At 55.6% G+C, this 17,692-nt stretch carries 19 protein-coding genes and 1 pseudogene; 5 read left to right on the top strand and 15 right to left on the bottom strand.

All coding sequences use genetic code 11. The annotated features are described in order from the left end of the window. The first annotated feature begins 75 nt into the window (after positions 1-75). The 3 genes and pseudogenes from RHP74_RS01520 (at position 76) to RHP74_RS01510 (ending at position 3,049) form a co-directional block, all read left to right on the top strand. Positions 76-975: a LysR substrate-binding domain-containing protein gene (locus tag RHP74_RS01520; RefSeq protein WP_311097382.1), complete on the top strand. Its 900-nt coding sequence runs from the start codon at positions 76-78 to the stop codon at positions 973-975. A 348-nt stretch (positions 976-1,323) separates the two neighbouring features. Continuing rightward, positions 1,324-2,577: pseudogene (locus RHP74_RS01515) on the top strand (IS3 family transposase). Between the two features lie 253 nt (positions 2,578-2,830). Next, positions 2,831-3,049 (top strand): hypothetical protein, encoded by a 219-nt coding sequence (locus tag RHP74_RS01510; RefSeq protein WP_311097380.1) that lies wholly within the window; start codon positions 2,831-2,833, stop codon positions 3,047-3,049. 152 nt (positions 3,050-3,201) lie between these two features. Here RHP74_RS01510 and RHP74_RS01505 read toward each other — a convergent pair whose 3' ends face one another. The 6 genes from RHP74_RS01505 to RHP74_RS01480 form a co-directional block, all read right to left on the bottom strand. After that, positions 3,202-4,044 (bottom strand): oxidoreductase, encoded by an 843-nt coding sequence (locus tag RHP74_RS01505; RefSeq protein WP_311097378.1) that lies wholly within the window; start codon positions 4,042-4,044, stop codon positions 3,202-3,204. Positions 4,045-4,110: 66 nt separating this feature from the next. Continuing rightward, positions 4,111-4,821 carry an SDR family NAD(P)-dependent oxidoreductase gene (locus tag RHP74_RS01500; RefSeq protein ID WP_145309145.1) on the bottom strand — a complete coding sequence of 237 codons (711 nt, stop codon included), beginning with the start codon at positions 4,819-4,821 and terminating at the stop codon, positions 4,111-4,113. A gap of 43 nt (positions 4,822-4,864) precedes the next feature. After that, entirely contained in the window at positions 4,865-5,521 is a 657-nt protein-coding gene (locus RHP74_RS01495) for a DsbA family oxidoreductase (RefSeq protein WP_010464653.1), read from the bottom strand. Next, complete coding sequence (locus RHP74_RS01490; protein WP_059406388.1) at positions 5,518-5,739, bottom strand: 4-oxalocrotonate tautomerase family protein; 222 nt, start codon at positions 5,737-5,739, stop codon at positions 5,518-5,520. Before RHP74_RS01490 ends, RHP74_RS01495 begins: the two co-directional genes overlap by 4 nt. Before the next feature lie 411 nt (positions 5,740-6,150). Next, positions 6,151-6,378, bottom strand: coding sequence for a hypothetical protein (locus tag RHP74_RS01485; RefSeq protein WP_311097374.1), 228 nt, complete (start codon positions 6,376-6,378; stop codon positions 6,151-6,153). Further along, the gene (locus tag RHP74_RS01480; protein WP_311097372.1) at positions 6,375-7,310 is read right to left on the bottom strand and encodes a hypothetical protein; all 936 of its coding nucleotides are present in this window, start codon (positions 7,308-7,310) and stop codon (positions 6,375-6,377) included. The genes RHP74_RS01485 and RHP74_RS01480 overlap by 4 nt, the downstream gene beginning before the upstream one ends. A 539-nt stretch (positions 7,311-7,849) precedes the next feature. Between RHP74_RS01480 and RHP74_RS01475 the strand changes: the two genes are divergently transcribed. Next, a complete protein-coding gene (locus RHP74_RS01475; RefSeq protein ID WP_311097371.1) occupies positions 7,850-8,146 on the top strand; it encodes a DUF3077 domain-containing protein in 297 nt (98 codons plus the stop codon). A gap of 144 nt (positions 8,147-8,290) precedes the next feature. On the opposite strand, the gene RHP74_RS01470 is transcribed toward RHP74_RS01475, so the two are convergent. The 4 genes from RHP74_RS01470 to RHP74_RS01455 are packed head-to-tail and all read right to left on the bottom strand — an operon-like array spanning position 8,291 to position 12,423. After that, positions 8,291-9,070, bottom strand: a complete 780-nt coding sequence (locus tag RHP74_RS01470; protein ID WP_311097369.1) for a DeoR/GlpR family DNA-binding transcription regulator — start codon at positions 9,068-9,070, stop codon at positions 8,291-8,293. A 55-nt stretch (positions 9,071-9,125) separates the two neighbouring features. After that, positions 9,126-10,127, bottom strand: a complete 1,002-nt coding sequence (gene pdxA / locus RHP74_RS01465; RefSeq protein ID WP_311097367.1) for a 4-hydroxythreonine-4-phosphate dehydrogenase PdxA — start codon at positions 10,125-10,127, stop codon at positions 9,126-9,128. Between the two features lie 5 nt (positions 10,128-10,132). Next, complete coding sequence (locus tag RHP74_RS01460) at positions 10,133-11,413, bottom strand: four-carbon acid sugar kinase family protein (RefSeq protein ID WP_311097365.1); 1,281 nt, start codon at positions 11,411-11,413, stop codon at positions 10,133-10,135. Further along, a complete protein-coding gene (locus RHP74_RS01455; RefSeq protein ID WP_311097364.1) occupies positions 11,410-12,423 on the bottom strand; it encodes a 2-keto-3-deoxygluconate permease in 1,014 nt (337 codons plus the stop codon). The genes RHP74_RS01460 and RHP74_RS01455 overlap by 4 nt, the downstream gene beginning before the upstream one ends. A gap of 474 nt (positions 12,424-12,897) precedes the next feature. On the opposite strand from RHP74_RS01455, the gene RHP74_RS01450 reads away from it, so the two are divergent. Continuing rightward, positions 12,898-13,824 (top strand): LysR family transcriptional regulator, encoded by a 927-nt coding sequence (locus RHP74_RS01450; RefSeq protein ID WP_042932449.1) that lies wholly within the window; start codon positions 12,898-12,900, stop codon positions 13,822-13,824. Here RHP74_RS01450 and RHP74_RS01445 read toward each other — a convergent pair. The 5 genes from RHP74_RS01445 to RHP74_RS01425 all read right to left on the bottom strand — a co-directional run bounded on the left by RHP74_RS01445 (position 13,741) and on the right by RHP74_RS01425 (position 17,477). Then, positions 13,741-14,058: an AzlD domain-containing protein gene (locus RHP74_RS01445; RefSeq protein ID WP_010464672.1), complete on the bottom strand. Its 318-nt coding sequence runs from the start codon at positions 14,056-14,058 to the stop codon at positions 13,741-13,743. The two genes, RHP74_RS01450 and RHP74_RS01445, sit on opposite strands and share 84 nt — an antisense overlap. After that, positions 14,037-14,753: an AzlC family ABC transporter permease gene (locus RHP74_RS01440; protein WP_010464674.1), complete on the bottom strand. Its 717-nt coding sequence runs from the start codon at positions 14,751-14,753 to the stop codon at positions 14,037-14,039. The genes RHP74_RS01445 and RHP74_RS01440 overlap by 22 nt, the downstream gene beginning before the upstream one ends. Continuing rightward, positions 14,750-15,163 carry a GNAT family N-acetyltransferase gene (locus RHP74_RS01435; RefSeq protein ID WP_169857613.1) on the bottom strand — a complete coding sequence of 138 codons (414 nt, stop codon included), beginning with the start codon at positions 15,161-15,163 and terminating at the stop codon, positions 14,750-14,752. Before RHP74_RS01435 ends, RHP74_RS01440 begins: the two co-directional genes overlap by 4 nt. Positions 15,164-15,209: 46 nt before the next feature. After that, positions 15,210-15,959, bottom strand: a complete 750-nt coding sequence (locus RHP74_RS01430) for a 2OG-Fe dioxygenase family protein (RefSeq protein ID WP_010464678.1) — start codon at positions 15,957-15,959, stop codon at positions 15,210-15,212. Positions 15,960-16,190: 231 nt separating this feature from the next. Further along, positions 16,191-17,477: an OprD family porin gene (locus tag RHP74_RS01425; protein ID WP_010464680.1), complete on the bottom strand. Its 1,287-nt coding sequence runs from the start codon at positions 17,475-17,477 to the stop codon at positions 16,191-16,193. Positions 17,478-17,692: the final 215 nt, after the last annotated feature.

The raw sequence follows: 17,692 nt of genomic DNA, 5'->3' as shown, positions 1-17,692 counted from the left end.
GGCTTGCGTCCGCAAACAAAAACAGGCCTATAATCCGAACATATCGGACGCTGGTGTCCGCAGTGAGGGCAGCCCTTGGAATCGCTTGGCAGCATTTCACTATTCGTATTGGTGGCTGAGACTCGAAGCTTTACAGAAGCAGGGAAACGACTAGGTATTTCCTCTTCTGGCGTCGGCAAAAGTATTGGTCGGCTGGAGGAGAAACTCGGAGTACGCCTATTCCAGCGCAACACCCGCAGTATTGCCCTGACGTTAGAAGGGTCACTGTTTCTTGAGCGGTGCCGACGGATACTGTCGGAGCTTGAAGCCGCAGAAATGGAGCTAAGCAATGCCCGTGAACAACCGAAGGGCAAATTGCGAATTAGCTTGCCTCTAGTCAGCGGTCTAGTGATGCCAGCAATCATTCAATTCATGCGCACTTACCCCGAAATAGAACTCGACATTGATTTTTCTGATCGAATGGTCGACGTTATTGAGGAGGGCTTTGATGCTGTGTTGCGAACAGGCGAGCCTAGTGACTCTCGGTTGATTTCTAAAAGGCTGGGGGGCTTTCAGCTCCAGATTGTGGCGTCTCCGGACTATCTCGCACAGTACGGTGTACCCAAACGGCCAGCAGAACTCGCTACGCACTCATGTTTGTTGCACAAGTTTCCTTCGACTGGGAAGGTTGAACCTTGGCCGCTACGCATTGAGACTGGAGAGCCGGATTTCGAGCTACCTCAGACTATGGTATGCAACACGACTGAAGTGATTGTCGATGTGGCTCGTTCAGGTTTGGGAATTGCTTGCCTACCTGACTTCATGACTTCTAAGTCCATCAAAAACGGCGAACTGGTTCAGGTGTTAGCAGACTATACGGTTCACACCGGGGTGTTCAGGCTTCTGTGGCCCTCGAGCAAACACCTTTCTCTAAGACTACGGGTATTCATAGATTTTATGCACAGTCAGCTATTTACTAGTGACCTGCACGGATAGTTCGTTTATCTGCTCGCCGACGCAGCTCACCTCGCAGCGACGACCCTAAGCCTAGGATGTCACAATCACACCACTTGACAGTCCTGCCCCTTTGCCAAGCTCATCAGCTAGGCCAAGAGCGAGAGGACCTTCCTTATCTAGAAGTAAAGGGTAGTTTTAGAGGTAGAAAAGAATATTTACCTTCAGAAAAATCATTAATGGCAAATAGTTAAATATCCATTCGACTCTTGGTGCCCGCACCATACGCAGTATCGAAAAAGGCTCACCGAAAGGTGGGCCTTTTTCGTTTATGGGTGTCCCGTCCTGAATAAGGTTTACACCTTCTGATCTGTTTTTCAGGAGGACGTAATGGAATCAGCAAAAAGGCGTAGTCAGCGAGACTACACGCTGACCTTTAAATTGTCGGTAGTCGATCAGGTCGAAAAAGGCGAGCTGAGCTATAAAGAGGCTCAGGAGCGCTACGGGATTCAAGGCAAAACGACCGTTCTGACGTGGTTACGCAAGCACGGTCGGCAGGATTGGAGCCCAGGCACATACATTGGCTCGCCGAGGATGGGGTCTATGCCCGACAAAAACCGACCATTAACGCCAGAACAACGCATCAAAGAGCTTGAAGAACAGTTGGCGCTGTCCAATCAGAAAGCGCAGTTTTTCGAGGCGGTCGTGGATGTCTTGAAAAATGACTACGGTCTCTCTGTCGTAAAAAAGCGTCCCGGCAAGTCCTCGCGCAAAAACGAATCCAAAACCTGAGCATCAGCAGGGCTTGCCAGTTCATGGGGATAAGCCGCCAGGCTTACTACAAACGCAATCGCGCCGATGCAGCTCGTCTGGTTCTGGATCAGAAAGTTGCCGATTTCGTTCAACAAAAGCGCCTGCGGCAGCCGCGGCTGGGCACCCGAAAGCTGTATTACTTGCTGCAATGCCAGCCTCAACTTGAGCTGCAAGTGGGGCGAGATCGGCTGTTTTCGATTCTGCGTGAACGGCGTTTATTGGTGGCTCGCAAGCGGGCTTATCACAAGACGACCAATAGTCATCATCGCTTTCACCGCCACCCGAACCTGCTCAAACCAGGTCCTGATCAGGTTGTTCCCTGCGGCCCGGAACAAGTCTGGGTGGCTGACATAACCTATTTGCCAACTCAGGAAGGTGTGGCTTATCTGAGCCTTGTGACGGATGCTTTTTCGCGAAAGATCGTGGGCTATCACGTCCATGAAAGCCTTCATGCCGAGTCGGTAGCACACGCGCTGAGCTGGGCGGTAAAGCACCGTCGGACAGAGCAGCCGTTGGTGCACCACTCAGATAGAGGTATCCAATATTGCTCGGGGATGTACCAAGCGTTGCACGCGAAATACGGCATTCGATGTTCAATGACGGATGGCTATGACTGCTACCAAAATGCCTTGGCAGAGAGGGTCAACGGGATACTGAAGACAGAGCTTATGCTTCAGCGGCCGCAGGATTTGACGCAAGCGAAGAAGATGGTGAGTGAGTCGGTATCGATCTACAACGGCGAGCGACCGCACCTGTCTTTGAAATACAAAACGCCCGATGCGGTGCATCGGGCGTTAGGGTGAAACAGGTGTAAACCTATTTCAGGACTAGACAGGGTCTTACGCTCCTGGGTTTCCTCTGCTCGCTCCCCGTTTCGTGTTCGCCCCTTTTTGCGCCCCGCTCGCTGAAGGGTGGTTATATTCATCAAAGGTGCGGAATCGACGCAGCCAATTCTGGTACCGTGCATCTACATATCTCACCGAAACGATGAGCGGTTACGGTCGAAAATCAGTGAGGCGGCATAATGACAGCAGTGCTTATGCACAACCTGCCACTTCACTCCGCCGTTGCGAGCCCCTTTGTAATGAACACCGAACGACGTTACTCGATCATCTTGGAGCACAGCGCCGAGGTGCTGCTTGAACATGCAGCCATGGCGCAGATAGAGGCATTTTGGGACGCCAACGATACCCGCTACTTCGGGTTGCGCATGGAGGACGAGCACAGCGCACACGCACGGGTGATTGTCACGGACGAAGTCCCCGACGAAGTCCCCGACGAAGAAGATGTGGCGCTTTTCTGACTGTAGCGAATGGAATCACTCGCCTCCTACGAGAGGAGGGGGGCGCCCAAATGATTTTCAGATCTATTGCCGATACCACAAAACAAAGCCCTCGTAGAAATACGAGGGCTTTGTTGTTTCTGGGTTCTGGATTTTTATACACCGGCCATCAATCACTCAAACTCCGTAGAAACCGAAAGATGCTCCCAAGCATCAATCTCCCCCTGCAACCGCGCAATCTTTTCACGCACCAACCTCACCGCATCCTTACCCAGCAACAGATGAACCGGCGGCTTTTCAGCGGCGACCAAGGTCAGCAACGCCTGCGCAGCCTTTTGCGGATCGCCAGCCTGCTTGCCACTCTTCTCTTCCCGCGCCTTGCGCACTGGATCGAACACCGCGTCGTAGTCACTCACGGTGCGACCGGATCGGATCATCGAGCGCCCCGCCCATTCGGTGCGAAATGAGCCAGGTGCCATGGCGGTCACGTGGATGCCCAGGCTTTCGACTTCTTTGGCCAGCGCTTCGCTGATGCCTTCAAGGGCGAATTTGCTGCCGCTGTAGTAAGCGATGCCCGGCAAGGTGATGAAGCCGGCCATGGAGGTGATGTTGACGATATGCCCGCTGCGCCGTTCACGCATGCCGGGCAGGACTGCTTTGATCATTGCCACCGCGCCAAACACGTTGACGTCGAACTGGCGCTGCATTTCAGTCAGTGGCGATTCCTCGAGAATGCCTTCGTGCCCATAGCCGGCGTTGTTCACCAGCACGTCGATCTGCCCCACCTCGCGCAGGATGTCAGCCACCAGTGGTTCGATGGATGGGAAATCGGTGACGTCGAGCACGAACGCTTTAGCGCGATGGGCGTCCAGCGCTTCGAACGCGGCGCACTCGGATTCGCGCCGCACCGTGCCAACCACCGTGTGCCCCGCCGCCAGCGCTGCTTGCGAAAAGGCCAGGCCGAAACCTGAACTGACGCCGGTGATCAGGAAAACCTTGTGAGCGTGGGTGTTCATGCTGCGTTCTCCAATAAAAACGCCGTCGATAGTGATCGACGGCGCTGTGGACAAGTCAAAGAGGTCTTAGTGACCGGCGCTCTGACCGCCATCGACGTGCAGGATTTCGCCAGTGACGAAGTTGGCGTTGTCCAGATACACAACCGCCTGAGCGATGTCGTTGATTTCGCCCATGTGGCCGACCGGGTGCAGACTGCCCAGCGCTGCATGGGTTTCTTCGCCGTGCATCGGGGTCTTGATGATGCCCGGGGAAACCGCGTTCACCCGAATCCCGCGCTTGGCGTACTCAATCGCCAGGGACTTGGTCGCAGCGTTCAAACCACCTTTGGTCAGCGAGGCCAATACCGACGGCACACCGTCAATCGCGTGGTCTGTCAGGCTGGTGGTGATGTTGACGACGTGGCCTTTGCCTTGCTTTTCCATCTCGTTGATCGCGAGTTGGGTGATGTAGAAGAAGCCGTTCAGGTTCACCGACAGCACGTTGGCGTAGTCTTCGGCGGTGTACGCGGTGAACGGTTTGGCGATGAAGATGCCGGCGTTGTTGATCAGGGTGTCGATGCGACCAAAACGTGCGATGGCTTCACGGATGACTTGTTGTGCGACTTCCGGGTTGCCGATGTCGCCCGCCACGGTGAGGATGTCCGGATCGGTGGACGGTTTGATCGAACGCGAAGTGGCGACAACTTTGTAATCCAGATCGCGGAAGGCTTTGACCATGCCGGCGCCGAGGCCTTGGGATGCGCCAGTGATAACGATGACTTTTTTCGAATTGCTCATGATGAACCTCTACTAATTAAGAATGGTTTGAATAAGTAAGTAATCAGGCTTCGGCGGGGGCCTTGGCCATTTGTCTCAACATTTGTTCGTAGTACTCGACTGACTGCGAACCGGACACCAGGTGGCGACCGTTCAGCACCATGGCCGGGACCGAGTTGATGCCGTGCTGGCGGTAAAACGCTTCAAGCTCACGCACTTCTTTGGCAAATGCGCCGGACGCCAACACCTCTTGAGCCGCCGCCGCATCCAGTCCCGCTTCAGCAGCCAGACTCACCAACGTCTCGCGATCGCTCGGGTTCTGGCCGTCGGTGAAGTAAGCGCGGAGCAGGATTTTCTTGAGTGCGACCTGCCGCCCTTCCTGCAACGCCCACAACAGCAGCCGATGCGCATCAAACGTGTTGTAGAAGTGAGTGCGCTTGTCCAGATCGAACTTGAAACCCAGGGCCGCGCCACGTTCGATCTGCATCGCTTTGCCAGCGGCGACGTCTGCGGCGGTGCGTCCATATTTGCGCATCAAATGCTCGACCGCTTTTTCGCCGACTGCCGGCATGTCCGGGTTCAGTTCGAAAGGCTTGTAGGTCAGCTCCACCGAAATCTCACCGGCCACGTTCTCGATTGCTTGCTCCAGCGCCGTCGCACCCAATGCACACCACGGGCACACCACGTCGGAGATGAAATCGATGGAGACGGACGCGGTCATGACTTGCCCTCCGCCTCAGCCAGCTGCTTTCGATACTGGGTGGTGGTGATGCCGGCGTAGCCCCAGTTATCGGTGTCGACTTCTTCGATCACGATGTGGGTCAGGTGCGGATCCTTCTTCAGGACGCGTTCCAGGGTTTCAGTGATTTCGGCGATCACCTGAGCTTTCTGCTCAGAGGTAACGCCATCGCGGGTGATGCGTACGCTTACGAAAGGCATGAGGAATCTCCAGTGACCTTCCCTTCGGAATGAATGGGTCGGCGTTGGAGTTCAATGTAGGGAGTTCGCTGGAGGGGATAAAGGTGGGGGCGGGAACATCATTAGTTACGCGGTGTAATTATTACAATCCGAGCTCGACGTGACTTCTTCGCTAATCAGGAAGCTCTCGCAGAGATTTAAGAGATCTGTTGTTAGGGGCACATTTTCCTGGGGCGCCCAGTACCTTTCCGGACGTAAAAAAGCCCGAACAGGTCGGGCTCTCGTCAACAAATCGTAATTTCATAATTCCACTCAGGACGGCCTCTAATTAGAGCCTTCGACACCTAAGTTCATTATAGTGATGCTGCATTGAACCGAAGTAAGTATATAAACTCAAAAAACTCTTACTTAGTCATTAACAAATACAAGACTCTACTCTTTTGAAACTGATGACCTCAGCTCATTATTAAAATAATCTTCGCTATTTTTTATTTCAGAATCAACCCAGCTCGCTACAAACGAATTTTTCTCTTCGGAGCCCTTTAAAAGCTCGTCTTCAAAAAACATAGATATCGACGAATGATATATATCATTTCCGCCAGCAACTCTATTTTTATCAATTTCGCTGTTTTTCTTTGAAAGAAAATTAAATATCCTCATGATCTTGCTCCAAATCGTTTATCCAGATAAATCGATAAGAGTTTAGCTATTGTCAGGCCTAACATCTTATCTCTCTCCAGGGAAAATTGATTAGATTCATTACTAGTGAATACTAGCACACCCAACGGTTTGCTGCCAGAGCTGAGTTTTGCAGAGTCTTTTATTGGCATAGAAAGAAATGACTTATATTTATGCTCATCACCGATAGTACTTGAGCTTACCGAAAGCTCCGTGCTCCTAGTAATATCATGGCAAATTTTTATCTCATCCAAAATGTATGTTAATCCTACATGGCCGAATCCCGGTTTCCAGCTCCTCCCCGTGGTAACGAGCCTGTCATCATGGCTTCTCCATTTAAGCTCAAGCTGAGCTGTGCTCTCATTATAAAGGTATAATGCAAAGTTATATAAAGCCGTTGAGCTATAACCAAAAAGCTCCGCTCTATATTTGACTAGAGGCGAAAGTATTTTTCCTAAATCAGCAGATACCCGAGCGCTTGTGCAGTCAGTATTATTAGAATCATTGATTTCATCGATTAAATTCTCCAACTCCAACGTGGAAATATACGACACAGTTTGTTGAAACTTTAGGTTTTGATACATTTGGGAAGCTTTCGGAATCACTATCTTTCTGAAAATCTTATTCTGCTTAATAAGCTTCTCTACTTCTTGAGTCACGGATTTACGAGTGCTCGACGACAATAAAACACTGGTAAACACTAGATGCAGAAAAGCGCTTAATGAAAAAAGTACCGTTTCACCCAACGTAAACTTAGATAATTCCCCAGTCGCAAAATATTTACTAATAAACGCACCAATGATAACGGGAGAAATTAGCGTCATCCAAAAATTGGAAAACATTACAGAAAAATAAAAAACCCTACCTTCAATCGATCTGTTTTTTGAATTGTTTTTTGTTATTTTTTTCAACATACACCCGCATTTTTTCAAGGCTCGATCCAAGCCATAAATATAGCTGACTTTTTTAGTTCAGTGACACAGCGCTCCTACAAATCCCTCCTAAAAAGTCGAATGAATTTTCCGACGTAGGTGTAATTTAAAATTCTTATTAATCTCCTTTGTTAAATTTGCACACAAGCCACCACCTAGCCACGATTGCGCATCCGCCGCCCTCAAGCTACCTTCAGACCGTCGCTGCCAATTCAGCGACCGGGCCTGAGAACCCGGGTAATATGCGCGCGCACCAGCGCCCTAAATCACGATTGCCGGCGTTTTTTTGTGCCTGCATTTCCGTGCAATGGCGGCTGTGCGTGGGAGACCTTCGGGTCTGCCGGGTCGTGCATACCGGTTTCTCAGCCTGCGCACAGCTGCCACCCATTCGCCTGAGAACGAACGCGGCAGCTCTACTTTGATTTTGGAGTATTGCAAATGCACGCTATTGATCCGTTCAAAACTTCCCTCTTTGCTACGCCTGCCATCACCCACCACCGCCCAAAAACCGGAGGTGCTCAATGACCAACCCCAAAGACCTTAAAACCATCGGCCTCACCCCCTTCTCCTACCACGCCAACGAACCGCTCTTCCGCATCAACGCCGGCGTCCCGGTCATTGCAGCCCTCTCCCACGCCTCCGATCTGCTCCACGTCGCCAAACTGCTCGCGTCAGACGCGGCCATGGTTCGCGACACCGACCGGCACGCCTGGGCATCGAATTACTTGCAGGATATGAGCAAGGCGATCATTGATGATGTGGTGAAGGTGTTGGACGCGCCATGTAACAACCGAGCCAGTAACGTCGTACCTATCTAAATCGCATGCATAAAAAAGCCCCGAATCAATCGGGGCTTTTTGCGTCAATGAGAGGGTGTTGGCATATGCTTTGTGCGTAAAAACGAATCTACGTGCACAAAAACGATCATAAAATGGGTCTTTTGCATAAAAACGTTCACAACCTTAAGCGTTGTCGACGCTCACAGTTTCCACAGTGATCTGCTTCAGCGCATAAAACGGCGCAAGCGCAGCTTCATCCGCGGTGGAGCCGGTAATCAACCGCCACTCCCGCTCAATCGGCGTCCAGTGCTGCTGCCGGGCACGACCCAATTTGTCAGTGTCAGCGAGGACAACAATCTGCGCCGCCCGCTTGATGATGCATTCCTTCAAATACGCCTGCTGCGCACTCGCCTCACACAACCCAAACTCCGCCACCACACCATCCGCACCAAGAAAAGCCTTGTCGACACTGAGCCGACTCAACGTCAGCTCCGCCAGCGGCCCCAACGTGCTCATGCTCGAACCGCGCAGATCGCCACCGATCAACGTCAACCGCACCCCCGGCGCATTGGCCAAAGTCATCACGGCGAGCAGGTTGTTGGTGACCACATGCACGTCTTGTCGCGAGCAAAGATGATGGGCCAGCGCAGCACACGTGGTGCCGCCATCAAGCAACACGGTATCGCCATCCTGAACGTGAGCCGCCGCAGCCTGGGCGATGGCGTCTTTCTGTTCCCACTGGGATGTTTTGCGTTCTTCGAGTGAGGCTTCCGGCTCATGAACGCCGATTACCGCAGTCGCGCCGCCATAGGTCCGCACCAGGTGCCGCTGTTTGGCGAGCATGGTCAGGTCGCGTCGCACTGTGGCTTCCGAGACTCCGAGTGCCGCGCTCAATTGCTCGACGTTGGCGTCGCCAATGCGTACGAGATCGAGGATGGCGCGGTGGCGTTCGGAGGCTTTCATGGCGGGTCTCGTTGTGGGGACGGTGGTCGATCTTACACGACCGAGCCCCTGCGCCTCATCCCCGTCGCGTGGCAAGCTCGGCGCCCTGGCGCAGTGCTTCGAGCAGGCTGCGCTCATCGGCGATGCCTTTACCGGCGATGTCGAACGCGGTGCCGTGGTCGACCGAGGTACGGATCACGTCCAGGCCGACGGTGACGTTCACGCCGGCTTCCAGGCCGAGCACTTTGACCGGGCCGTGGCCTTGGTCGTGATACATCGCCACCACTAGGTCGAAGTCACCGCGACCGGCGCGGAAGAACAGGGTGTCAGCGGGCAGCGGGCCGGTGACGTCGACGCCGCGTTCTTGCAGCAGCTTCACCGCAGGGATGATTTTTTCCTCTTCTTCGCCATAACCGAACAGTCCGTTTTCACCGGCATGGGGGTTGATCCCGCAAACACCAATTCGCGGGCGAGCAATGCCGGCCTTGATCAGTGTCGCGTTGCCGCGCTCGATGGTGCGCTGGACCAGGCCCGGTTCGATCTTGCGGATCGCGTCGATGATGCCGATGTGGGTCGTGACGTGAATCACCCGCAACTGCGGCGCCACCAACATCATCGACACTTCGTCGACGTTGGTCAGGTGCGCGAGCATTTCTGTGTGGCCGGGGTATTTGTGGCCACCGGCGTGCAGCGCTTCCTTGTTCAGCGGTGCGGTGCAGATCGCGTCGATCTGGCTGGCCTCGGCGAGTTGCACGGCGCGGGCGATGTATTGATAAGCAGCGTCACCGGCGATGGGCGACAACTCGCCGAACGGCAGGTCGTCGGGGATCAGGTTAAGGTCGATGCAGTCAATGGTGCCGGCTTCGTACAAGGCTTGGGAGGCGTCTTCGATGCGGCGCACTTTGGCCTTTCCGCCGACGATGACGTTGGCCTGTTCAAGGCGGCGGGCATCGCCGATCACCAGCGGCCGGCATTGTTGGTAGACGATGTCGTGAGTCAGGCTCTTGACGATGATTTCCGGGCCGACACCCGTCGCGTCGCCCATGGTGATGCCGATGATGGGGAGGTAATTGCTCATAGTGTTCATTCGAGTCCTTGGATTCGTGTGCGTTGGGGCGGGGAGCGATCGGCGCTGTCGCTCAGGTGTTGCCATGCCGCATATAAGGCGTTGTCGGTACCGAACGCGCCGGCCTTGGTAACGATGCCGGGACGATGGCCCTGGCGGGAAACGGTCGGGCGGGCGAAGGCGACGCCGGCTTCGATTTCGGTCAGCAGTTGCAGGCTGTCGATGCCGACGGTGGTCAATATGGCCCGCGCGGTTTCGCCGCCGGTGGCGATCAGGCCGCCGACCTTGGCGAAGTGCGGTTCGACCAGCACGGCGAGCATGGTCGAGAGTTGCGCGCCCTCTTGGGGATCGAACGCTTGATCGCGGCCGATGCGCAGCAGCAGGTCACTCCAGCCGTCCAGTTGCTCGCCAATGCGCGATTGCCAGAGCGACCAATCGCCGTGGGTTGAACCCTGACGAAGGACTTCAGGCGGTATAACCAGTTCGCTGACGCCGCCACGCGCTTTGAGCCGCTCGCATTGTCGCTCGCAGACGCCGGAGAGGCTGCCGACAAGGATCAGAATCGGCGCCTGGCTTTTTTCGAGGGTCGCAGGTTCGACAGCCGTGAACTGTGCTTCGGATAAATCAGGAAGACTGGCGATTTCCCGTGCCAGCCCCCCCGAACCGATCCAGAACAGCGGCTGATCCATCGACGCGGTCAAGCGAGCGAGGGTCAGCAGGTCGTCTTCGGTCTGCGCATCGACGATCAGCGCCTGCGTGCCATTGCCGGCAATTTCAGCAATGTGCCGCTCGAGCGCTTTTTCGTTGCCGCGCAAGGTGTCGAGATCGAGCTTCGCAGTGCTCAGGCCTGCGGCAATCAGCATCGCTTCGACATCGGCCGGACGGTCGGCGTTTTCCAGTTTCCAGGTGTCGGTGGTTTCCAGCGGCTGGCCGTTGACGAACACGCGACCGCCGCGCAACGTGCGCCCGGTGGCCGGGAACGCCGGGGCGACGATGGCCAGGCCGGCCAACGGTTGCAGGGCGGCAACCTCAGCCGCCCAGTTGCCACGCAGCGTCGAATCGATTTTTTTGTACAGCCATTGCCCGGGTTTGTGCAGTGCTTTGAATGCCGCCACCGTGCGCTCGGCAGCCCGCGCGGGTGGGAGGCGCCGAGTGTCCGTATCCGCGGCAATCACTTGAGCGTCAGCCTCGTCATTCAGGGGGTCGAGGGTAACGACCGTTTGCATCCCCACGCTGGCAAAGCCGATGGCGCAATCTGCCGCGCCGGACAGATCGTCAGCGATGATCAGAATCCTCATCGCAAAGCCTCCTGCTTTTGAGGTTCGATCCCCGGTTCAAGTATGACGACAGGATTGCGCTGCTGCACGCGTTTGGCGACGGCGGCGGTGAGTAACGGCGCGAGGATCGCGGTGACCACGACGCAGGCGGCTACCAGTATGGTCGCGCTCTTGGCCGCTTCGGCGTACACCGGGTTGGCTGCCGCAATCAGCGCTGGGACGGCGGCGGCATTCCCGGCGGTGGTGGCGGCGGCAACACCCGCGACGCCCGTGCCACCGGTCAAACGATCGGCGAAGAACAGCGGAATGCCGGTCAGCACAACCACTGCAACGCCCATACCGAGACCCAGCAAACCGGCCTGCCAGACGTTATGCAAGTCCAGACTGGCGCCGAGTGCAAGGGCAAAAAACGGGATCATCACCGGGACGGCCTTGGCCAGAAAGTCGCGCATGTCACGGTCGAGGTTTCCCAGCAACATACCGAGGGCCAATGGCAGGATGCTGCCCACCAGCGTCGGCCAAGGGAAAGCCGACAGGCCTGCGATGCCCAAGGTGACCATGGTCAGAAAAGGCCCGGACTCCAGGGACATGACCGAATAGGCGCCGACGTCTTCGGATCGACCGTATTGCCCCATCAGCGCCATGTACAAGCCGCCATTGGTGTCGTTCATCGCTGCGACGACCGCCAGCGTTGAAATGCCGGCGAAGAGGCCAGACGAGATCGGCTGCTCGCCGAGAAAATGCCCGAGCACAATACCGATAAGCACGGCGATGCCGACTTTGGTGATGAGCAGCGTGCCGCCCTTCTTCAGCAGATAAGGCGTGGCCTTGATATTGATGCTCGCGCCCATGCAGACGTAGAACACCGCTAGGATGGGTAACGCCCCGGTGAACAGCGCATTGGTGAAAGAGCCGAAAAACTTCGGTGTGTCAGGAAGGAATGTAGCCACCAGTGAGCCAATCAGCAGCGGGACAATCATCATGCCGCCAGGGATGCGTTCAATGGTGCGCTTGATAGGAATTTGGGCCACGAGGGTCTCCTTTTATAATTGTTTGGTAAGACGTACTTCACCTCGAAACTGACTGATTCGATCATCTAGTGATTGAGTCAGTCAAAATAATCTTAGGCTTTCGTTCTTAATTGCGCAAACCAATCATTCAAATGATCGTTTTGATCATTTATGGAGGAAACCTGTTTTTTCACAAATACCTTTGCCAGCCACCGCAGTAGCCGCCCTCAGATACAGAAAAGCGGCAAGGTCGAGCATTCACAACCCCAAAAAAAATGCCCAAACCTCCCGGCCTGAGCATTTTTTTGACCCTGATCACCCAACATTCCCAAAAAACCTCGACTCTATGTAAGCCTCCAACCATCGGACGCAGCATCAATTCGCTACTAAACTCGGGACAAGCGTGTTCAGGTGCAGGATTATAGCCAGCACGTATCGCCCAACCGGCGGCCAGGTACTCAACAATAGCCAGCCCACTTTAGAGGGCATTACCCAATGGATAGCAGAACCCTACGCAACCTCATGCGCATTGTTCAGACCGGCTCTTTGTCGGCCGCGGCAGAGCATTCCTGTTTAACCGTGCAGGCGTTGGCCGCGCAGTTGAACAAGGTCGAAGAACAGTTCGGTTTTCGGTTGTTTCGTCGCTCCAACAAGGGGTTGACCCTGACCACGCAGGGCACGGAACTCACGCCTTACATGGACAAGGTGTTGGTTGCCACGCGGCAACTGGAAGAAAAAGTCGCCGCGTTGAAGGTGCCTGGGCAGCGCACGCTCAAGGTAGCGCTGAACACGACGCTGTCGGCTGACTTCAATCGGCGAATGATCGGACGCTTGATTGAGGTGTTTCCCGACTATCAGCTGGAATTCAGCTACGCCGAGTCGATGGAAAACCTCAGCAAGCTGAAGAACGAAGACTTTGACCTGGCGGTGCTGATTGGTCCGCAGAAGCCGGGATTGCCCAGCATCATCCTGCCCGAGGTCCAGGTGCAGGTGGTCGGTGCGCATTGCGGTCAGGAACATGATCCGCTGGTGCTGCTCGGCAACAAGTTTCAGGTGCGTCCGGCAGACGATTGTCCGTATTCCCACAGCTTCTTGCGCTTTCTCGACGCGGGTCTGGGCAATTACGAGTCGGGCAAGCGGATGGTCTATTCGTGCAGCGAAACCCTGACGCTGTCGTTGATCACCCAGATGGACGGCCTTGGCATGGTTTCGCGGGATGCAGCCCAGCGCAATGGCCTGACGATTTTCCCCGGCTTCGAGGATGCCCTTGAAGTGCGGCTGGCGATCAATAATCCTGAGTTGTCGGGCCAGGCTTTGCACGATGTGGTCGACCTCCCGCTACATGAACGAGCCGAGCGCAATGTACGCAGCCGTTCCCACCGCAACGGAGAGAAAGAGGTTTTTGCTGAAATACGCACATAACAACGTCGGAATCGCGGCATAAAATTCCGGGCGATCGAGCTGCACGTGCTGATCCTTGATCAACAACGGCGTGAGGCTGATTGCAGCGACGATCGCCACCGGCAGGTATTCCAGCGCCCGGGCGACGAAGGGCGGCCAATGGTCAGTGTTCACTTGCAGCGGCAATGCGCGCGGCAGGAAGGTCACGGCCATCATCAGCACAACGACCAGAATCAGGAACGTTTGGTCAGGCATACGCCCACCCCGCAGCCCACAAATGTGGCGATGAATACGTTGAAGGGCGAGCTGCCGACCAGGCTCAGCACGCCCATGCAGGCGACGGCGGCCAGTGCGGCGATGAGTTTGTTACGCGTGTTGCACAGCGACACCAGCACGTAGAGCATCATCGCGGTCAACGCGTAGTCGAGCTGATACTGGATCAAGTGCGCCGCATACTGCGCGCAAATCGCCCCCAGCAAACCGCCGAGCACCCACGAGGTGTGGCAATACAGATTGAAACCGATCAGGTAACGCACGTTGACGGGCGAGCCTTTGCCCAGTTTGACGCTGTGAAAAGCGAATGACTCATCGGTCAGCCCACCCGCGTAACACCAGCGCTCCATTCGGCTGAGGCCCATCGCCTGCAACGCCTTGGCCATGTAGACCGACATCAGCATGTGCCGCGCGTTGATCAGAAACGTGGTGAGGATGATGGTGGTCAGCGACGCACCGCTGGAAATCAGCGCGAGGGCGGCGAACTGCGAAGCGCCGGCATACACGAACAGGCACATGGCGACCGGCAACCACACAGGCAACCCGGCGTTCACCGCCATCAAACCGAACACAAACGACACCGTGAAGTAACCCGCAACCACCGGGCTGGCTTCGGCGAAGGTGCGCGAAGCGTGCGGCTCGACCATCAGCGGCTGGCTGCTGGACGTCTCATTCATAGGTCCCTCTCAAATGTTCTTTCGCCGCGCGGCTCGCAAAAACCCTGGGCACTCCAGAAGCGCTGGCCGGCAAGGTTAGCATCGTCGACAAACAGGAACATCCGCAGCACGCCCACGCGCTTCATGTCTGACGACGCTGCTTCAACCAGGCGTTGACCGACGCCTTGGCTGCGGTAATCCGGGCTCACGGCGAGGTGGTTGATCGTGCCGCGACTGCCGAGCATTCCGCCCAACACCGCGCCGACTATTTCGCCGCTGACGTCCAGTGCGATAAACGCGGTGGTGGTCTTCTGCACCAGCACACTGCGCAGGCATTTGGCGTCCTGCCACTCACAGAAAGACACTTCTTCGAATTGCCGAAAGAAGCGTTCCAGGCGCTGTGCATCCTTGGCCGTGGTGCGCCGCAGCATCACCGGTGCGGGGCACTCGGCGAGGCTGGTCACGGTGTTGTACTGTTCAGCGAACAATGTCGAAAGCGGTCCCGGGCCGCGAGAAAGAGATCGCCAGAATCTGCCGGTACGCCATGTCGTGAGAATGGGTATTGCGTGCCGGTGTCACGTAGTGACGCATGTCGCGATCGAGAAAGTAGGTGGTGTCGAGGATTTCCTGATACGTCGTCGAGGCCAGGTGCTCCTGGTTTTCCGTGTCGTACAAACGGCTCTCTGCCCCTTCAACGTTATTGCGTCCCCAGAAGTGCACGCCGCTGAACGGATAACCGTCGCAGTGAATACCTTCCGGGGTGATTTCCAGTTGTTTGCCGGGCTTGATCTCGATGCGGATCTGATGAATCTGGCATTGCCAGATTTCGTCGTGCAACTCAGGTGGCAAAACGTTTTTGTACACTTCGAAGTCGGTGTCGATCAGGCTGCGCATCACCGGCGAACTGATGATTTCATCAGAGAAGTCCTGGAAGTGCCGAACCATCCCGCCAACGTAACTGTTGTTCGCCTTGGACTGAACATAGGCGCGGTGTTCCAGCTGCTTCAGATCGCGCGTGACCGGGTTGTACTCGAAATCGCTGTAGCGACGGTAGCGCATGCCCGCCTCGGACTGTCCGTAGTAACTGTCCGGCTCCATGTTTTCCCAGCTTTTGGTCAATCTGACGAAATCGTTGAAATGACCGAAAAGATTGAAGTCAGCACCCCGGACGTTCGCATATTTGTCACGCCGTAGAAACTCGCCCACTTCTTTGTTCAAAACGATCATTTTAAAAATCTCCGTGCATTTAGCTGCCTAATCTAGAGAGCACAGGATTTACGTCCATGAGAAAGAATTTGAGGCATATCAAGCGCTGCTTGAAACGGAGCATGACGTTGCTTTAGTTTGACTTTTTACGATCGAAAATGGCCTTTTTATGCGTTTTTCAACGGTTCTCAGGCGAAAAAAACCCCGAGCCAGTCGGGGTTCTTTAGTGAGTGTTGAACACTCAGTCGATCATCAGAAGATGTTGATCGGGTAATCCACGAACACACGCACTTCGTTACCGCTGACGTTGTACTCGCTGGATTTCTGCGAGACACGCAGGATCGAGCTGCGCAGTTTCACGCTCAGGTCTTTGGCCGGGCCGCTTTGCACGACGTACTTGAACTGGTTGAAGATTTCACGCTCGGTGCCGCCTTCGCTGGTGGACGTGGTGATGTTGTCACCGCGCACGTAGGCGAAGTTGTAGCTCAGGCCAGGAACGCCGAATGCGGTGAAGTCCAGGCCGTAGCCCAACTGCCAGCTGCGCTCGTCTTCGGCGTTGAAGTCAGACCAGTAGGAGTTCGCCAGGTAGATGGTGTTGCCGCCGTCGCCGACACGACCTTGATCCTTCTGGTAACCGCCGTAGGCATAGCCCAGGTTGCTGTCACCGGTGCTGCGCTGGTGCGCGAGGGTGAACGAGTGCGGGCCGGTGGCGAAGGTCGCCGCCAGGCTCCAGATTTTGTTGTCGTCGCCGGTGGCGCCGCTTTCGCGAACGTAGGAATCATCCAGCTTGGTGCGATAGCCGTTGAAGTCCAGGGTCAGGGACTGATCCTTGTCGATCGGGAACACGTAGTTGGCGTTCACGTATTGCTTCTTCAACACGTCTTCAACGTCGGATGCGTACAGCGCCGCCTTGAATTGTTCGGTGAACTGGTAGCTACCGCCCAATACGTTGATCGACTTCAGGCCACCACTGTCACGGCCTTCAGCGCTTTTGCGCGATTCGGCGGTGAAGCGACCGGCGTTCAGCTCCAGGCCTTTGATCTCCTTGGAGGTGATCAAGGTGCCGGTGTAGCTTTCCGGCAGCAGGCGCGAGTTGTCGTAGCTCAGCACCGGCAGGGCCGGCATCTGGTCGCCGTAGGTCAGCGTGGTGCTGGAGACACGGAATTTGACTGCTGCACCGCCTTTGGACAGGTCGTCAGCCGCGTTGCCGCTGTCGCCCTTTTTAAAGAAGTCGATGCCTTGTGCGCCGGTGCGACCCTTGCCGCCATCCAGACGCAGTGCGTACAGACCGAAAGCATCCACACCGACACCGACGGTGCCTTGGGTGAAGCCGGACGAGAACGTGCCGATGGCCGCTTGGCCCCATTCGGCTTTGTCCGCACGACCATCTTTGTAGTCACGATTGATGTAGGCGTTGCGCAGCAGCACTTTGAGGCTGCTGTCTTCAACAAATCCCTTGGATTCGGCCTGGTCGTTAGCCATGGCCTGTGTAGCGCTCAACATCCCCAGAGCGATCAAGCTGATTCGCTTATTCAACATTTTGTTTTTTTCCTTATTACCGGTTGATACGCGCTGTGTCGAACGGCTGAAACGGCGCTATCGCACTCTTTTTTCACCCCAAAACAAAAAGGCCCGCCCACGAAGAAATCGTGGCGGGCCTTTTTATTATTTTATGAGTCATGGCGGTTAGCCACAGGCGTTGGGCGCGATCGTAGCCGCGCCCAGAAGGCTGTGTCAATTTGATGAATCGTCTA

This window comes from Pseudomonas sp. SG20052, assembly GCF_031766055.1.
GTDB classification, from domain to species: Bacteria; Pseudomonadota; Gammaproteobacteria; order Pseudomonadales; family Pseudomonadaceae; genus Aquipseudomonas; species Aquipseudomonas mandelii.
Note: the sequence above shows the minus strand (reverse complement) of the source record. Positions and strands in the feature narration are given on the sequence as shown.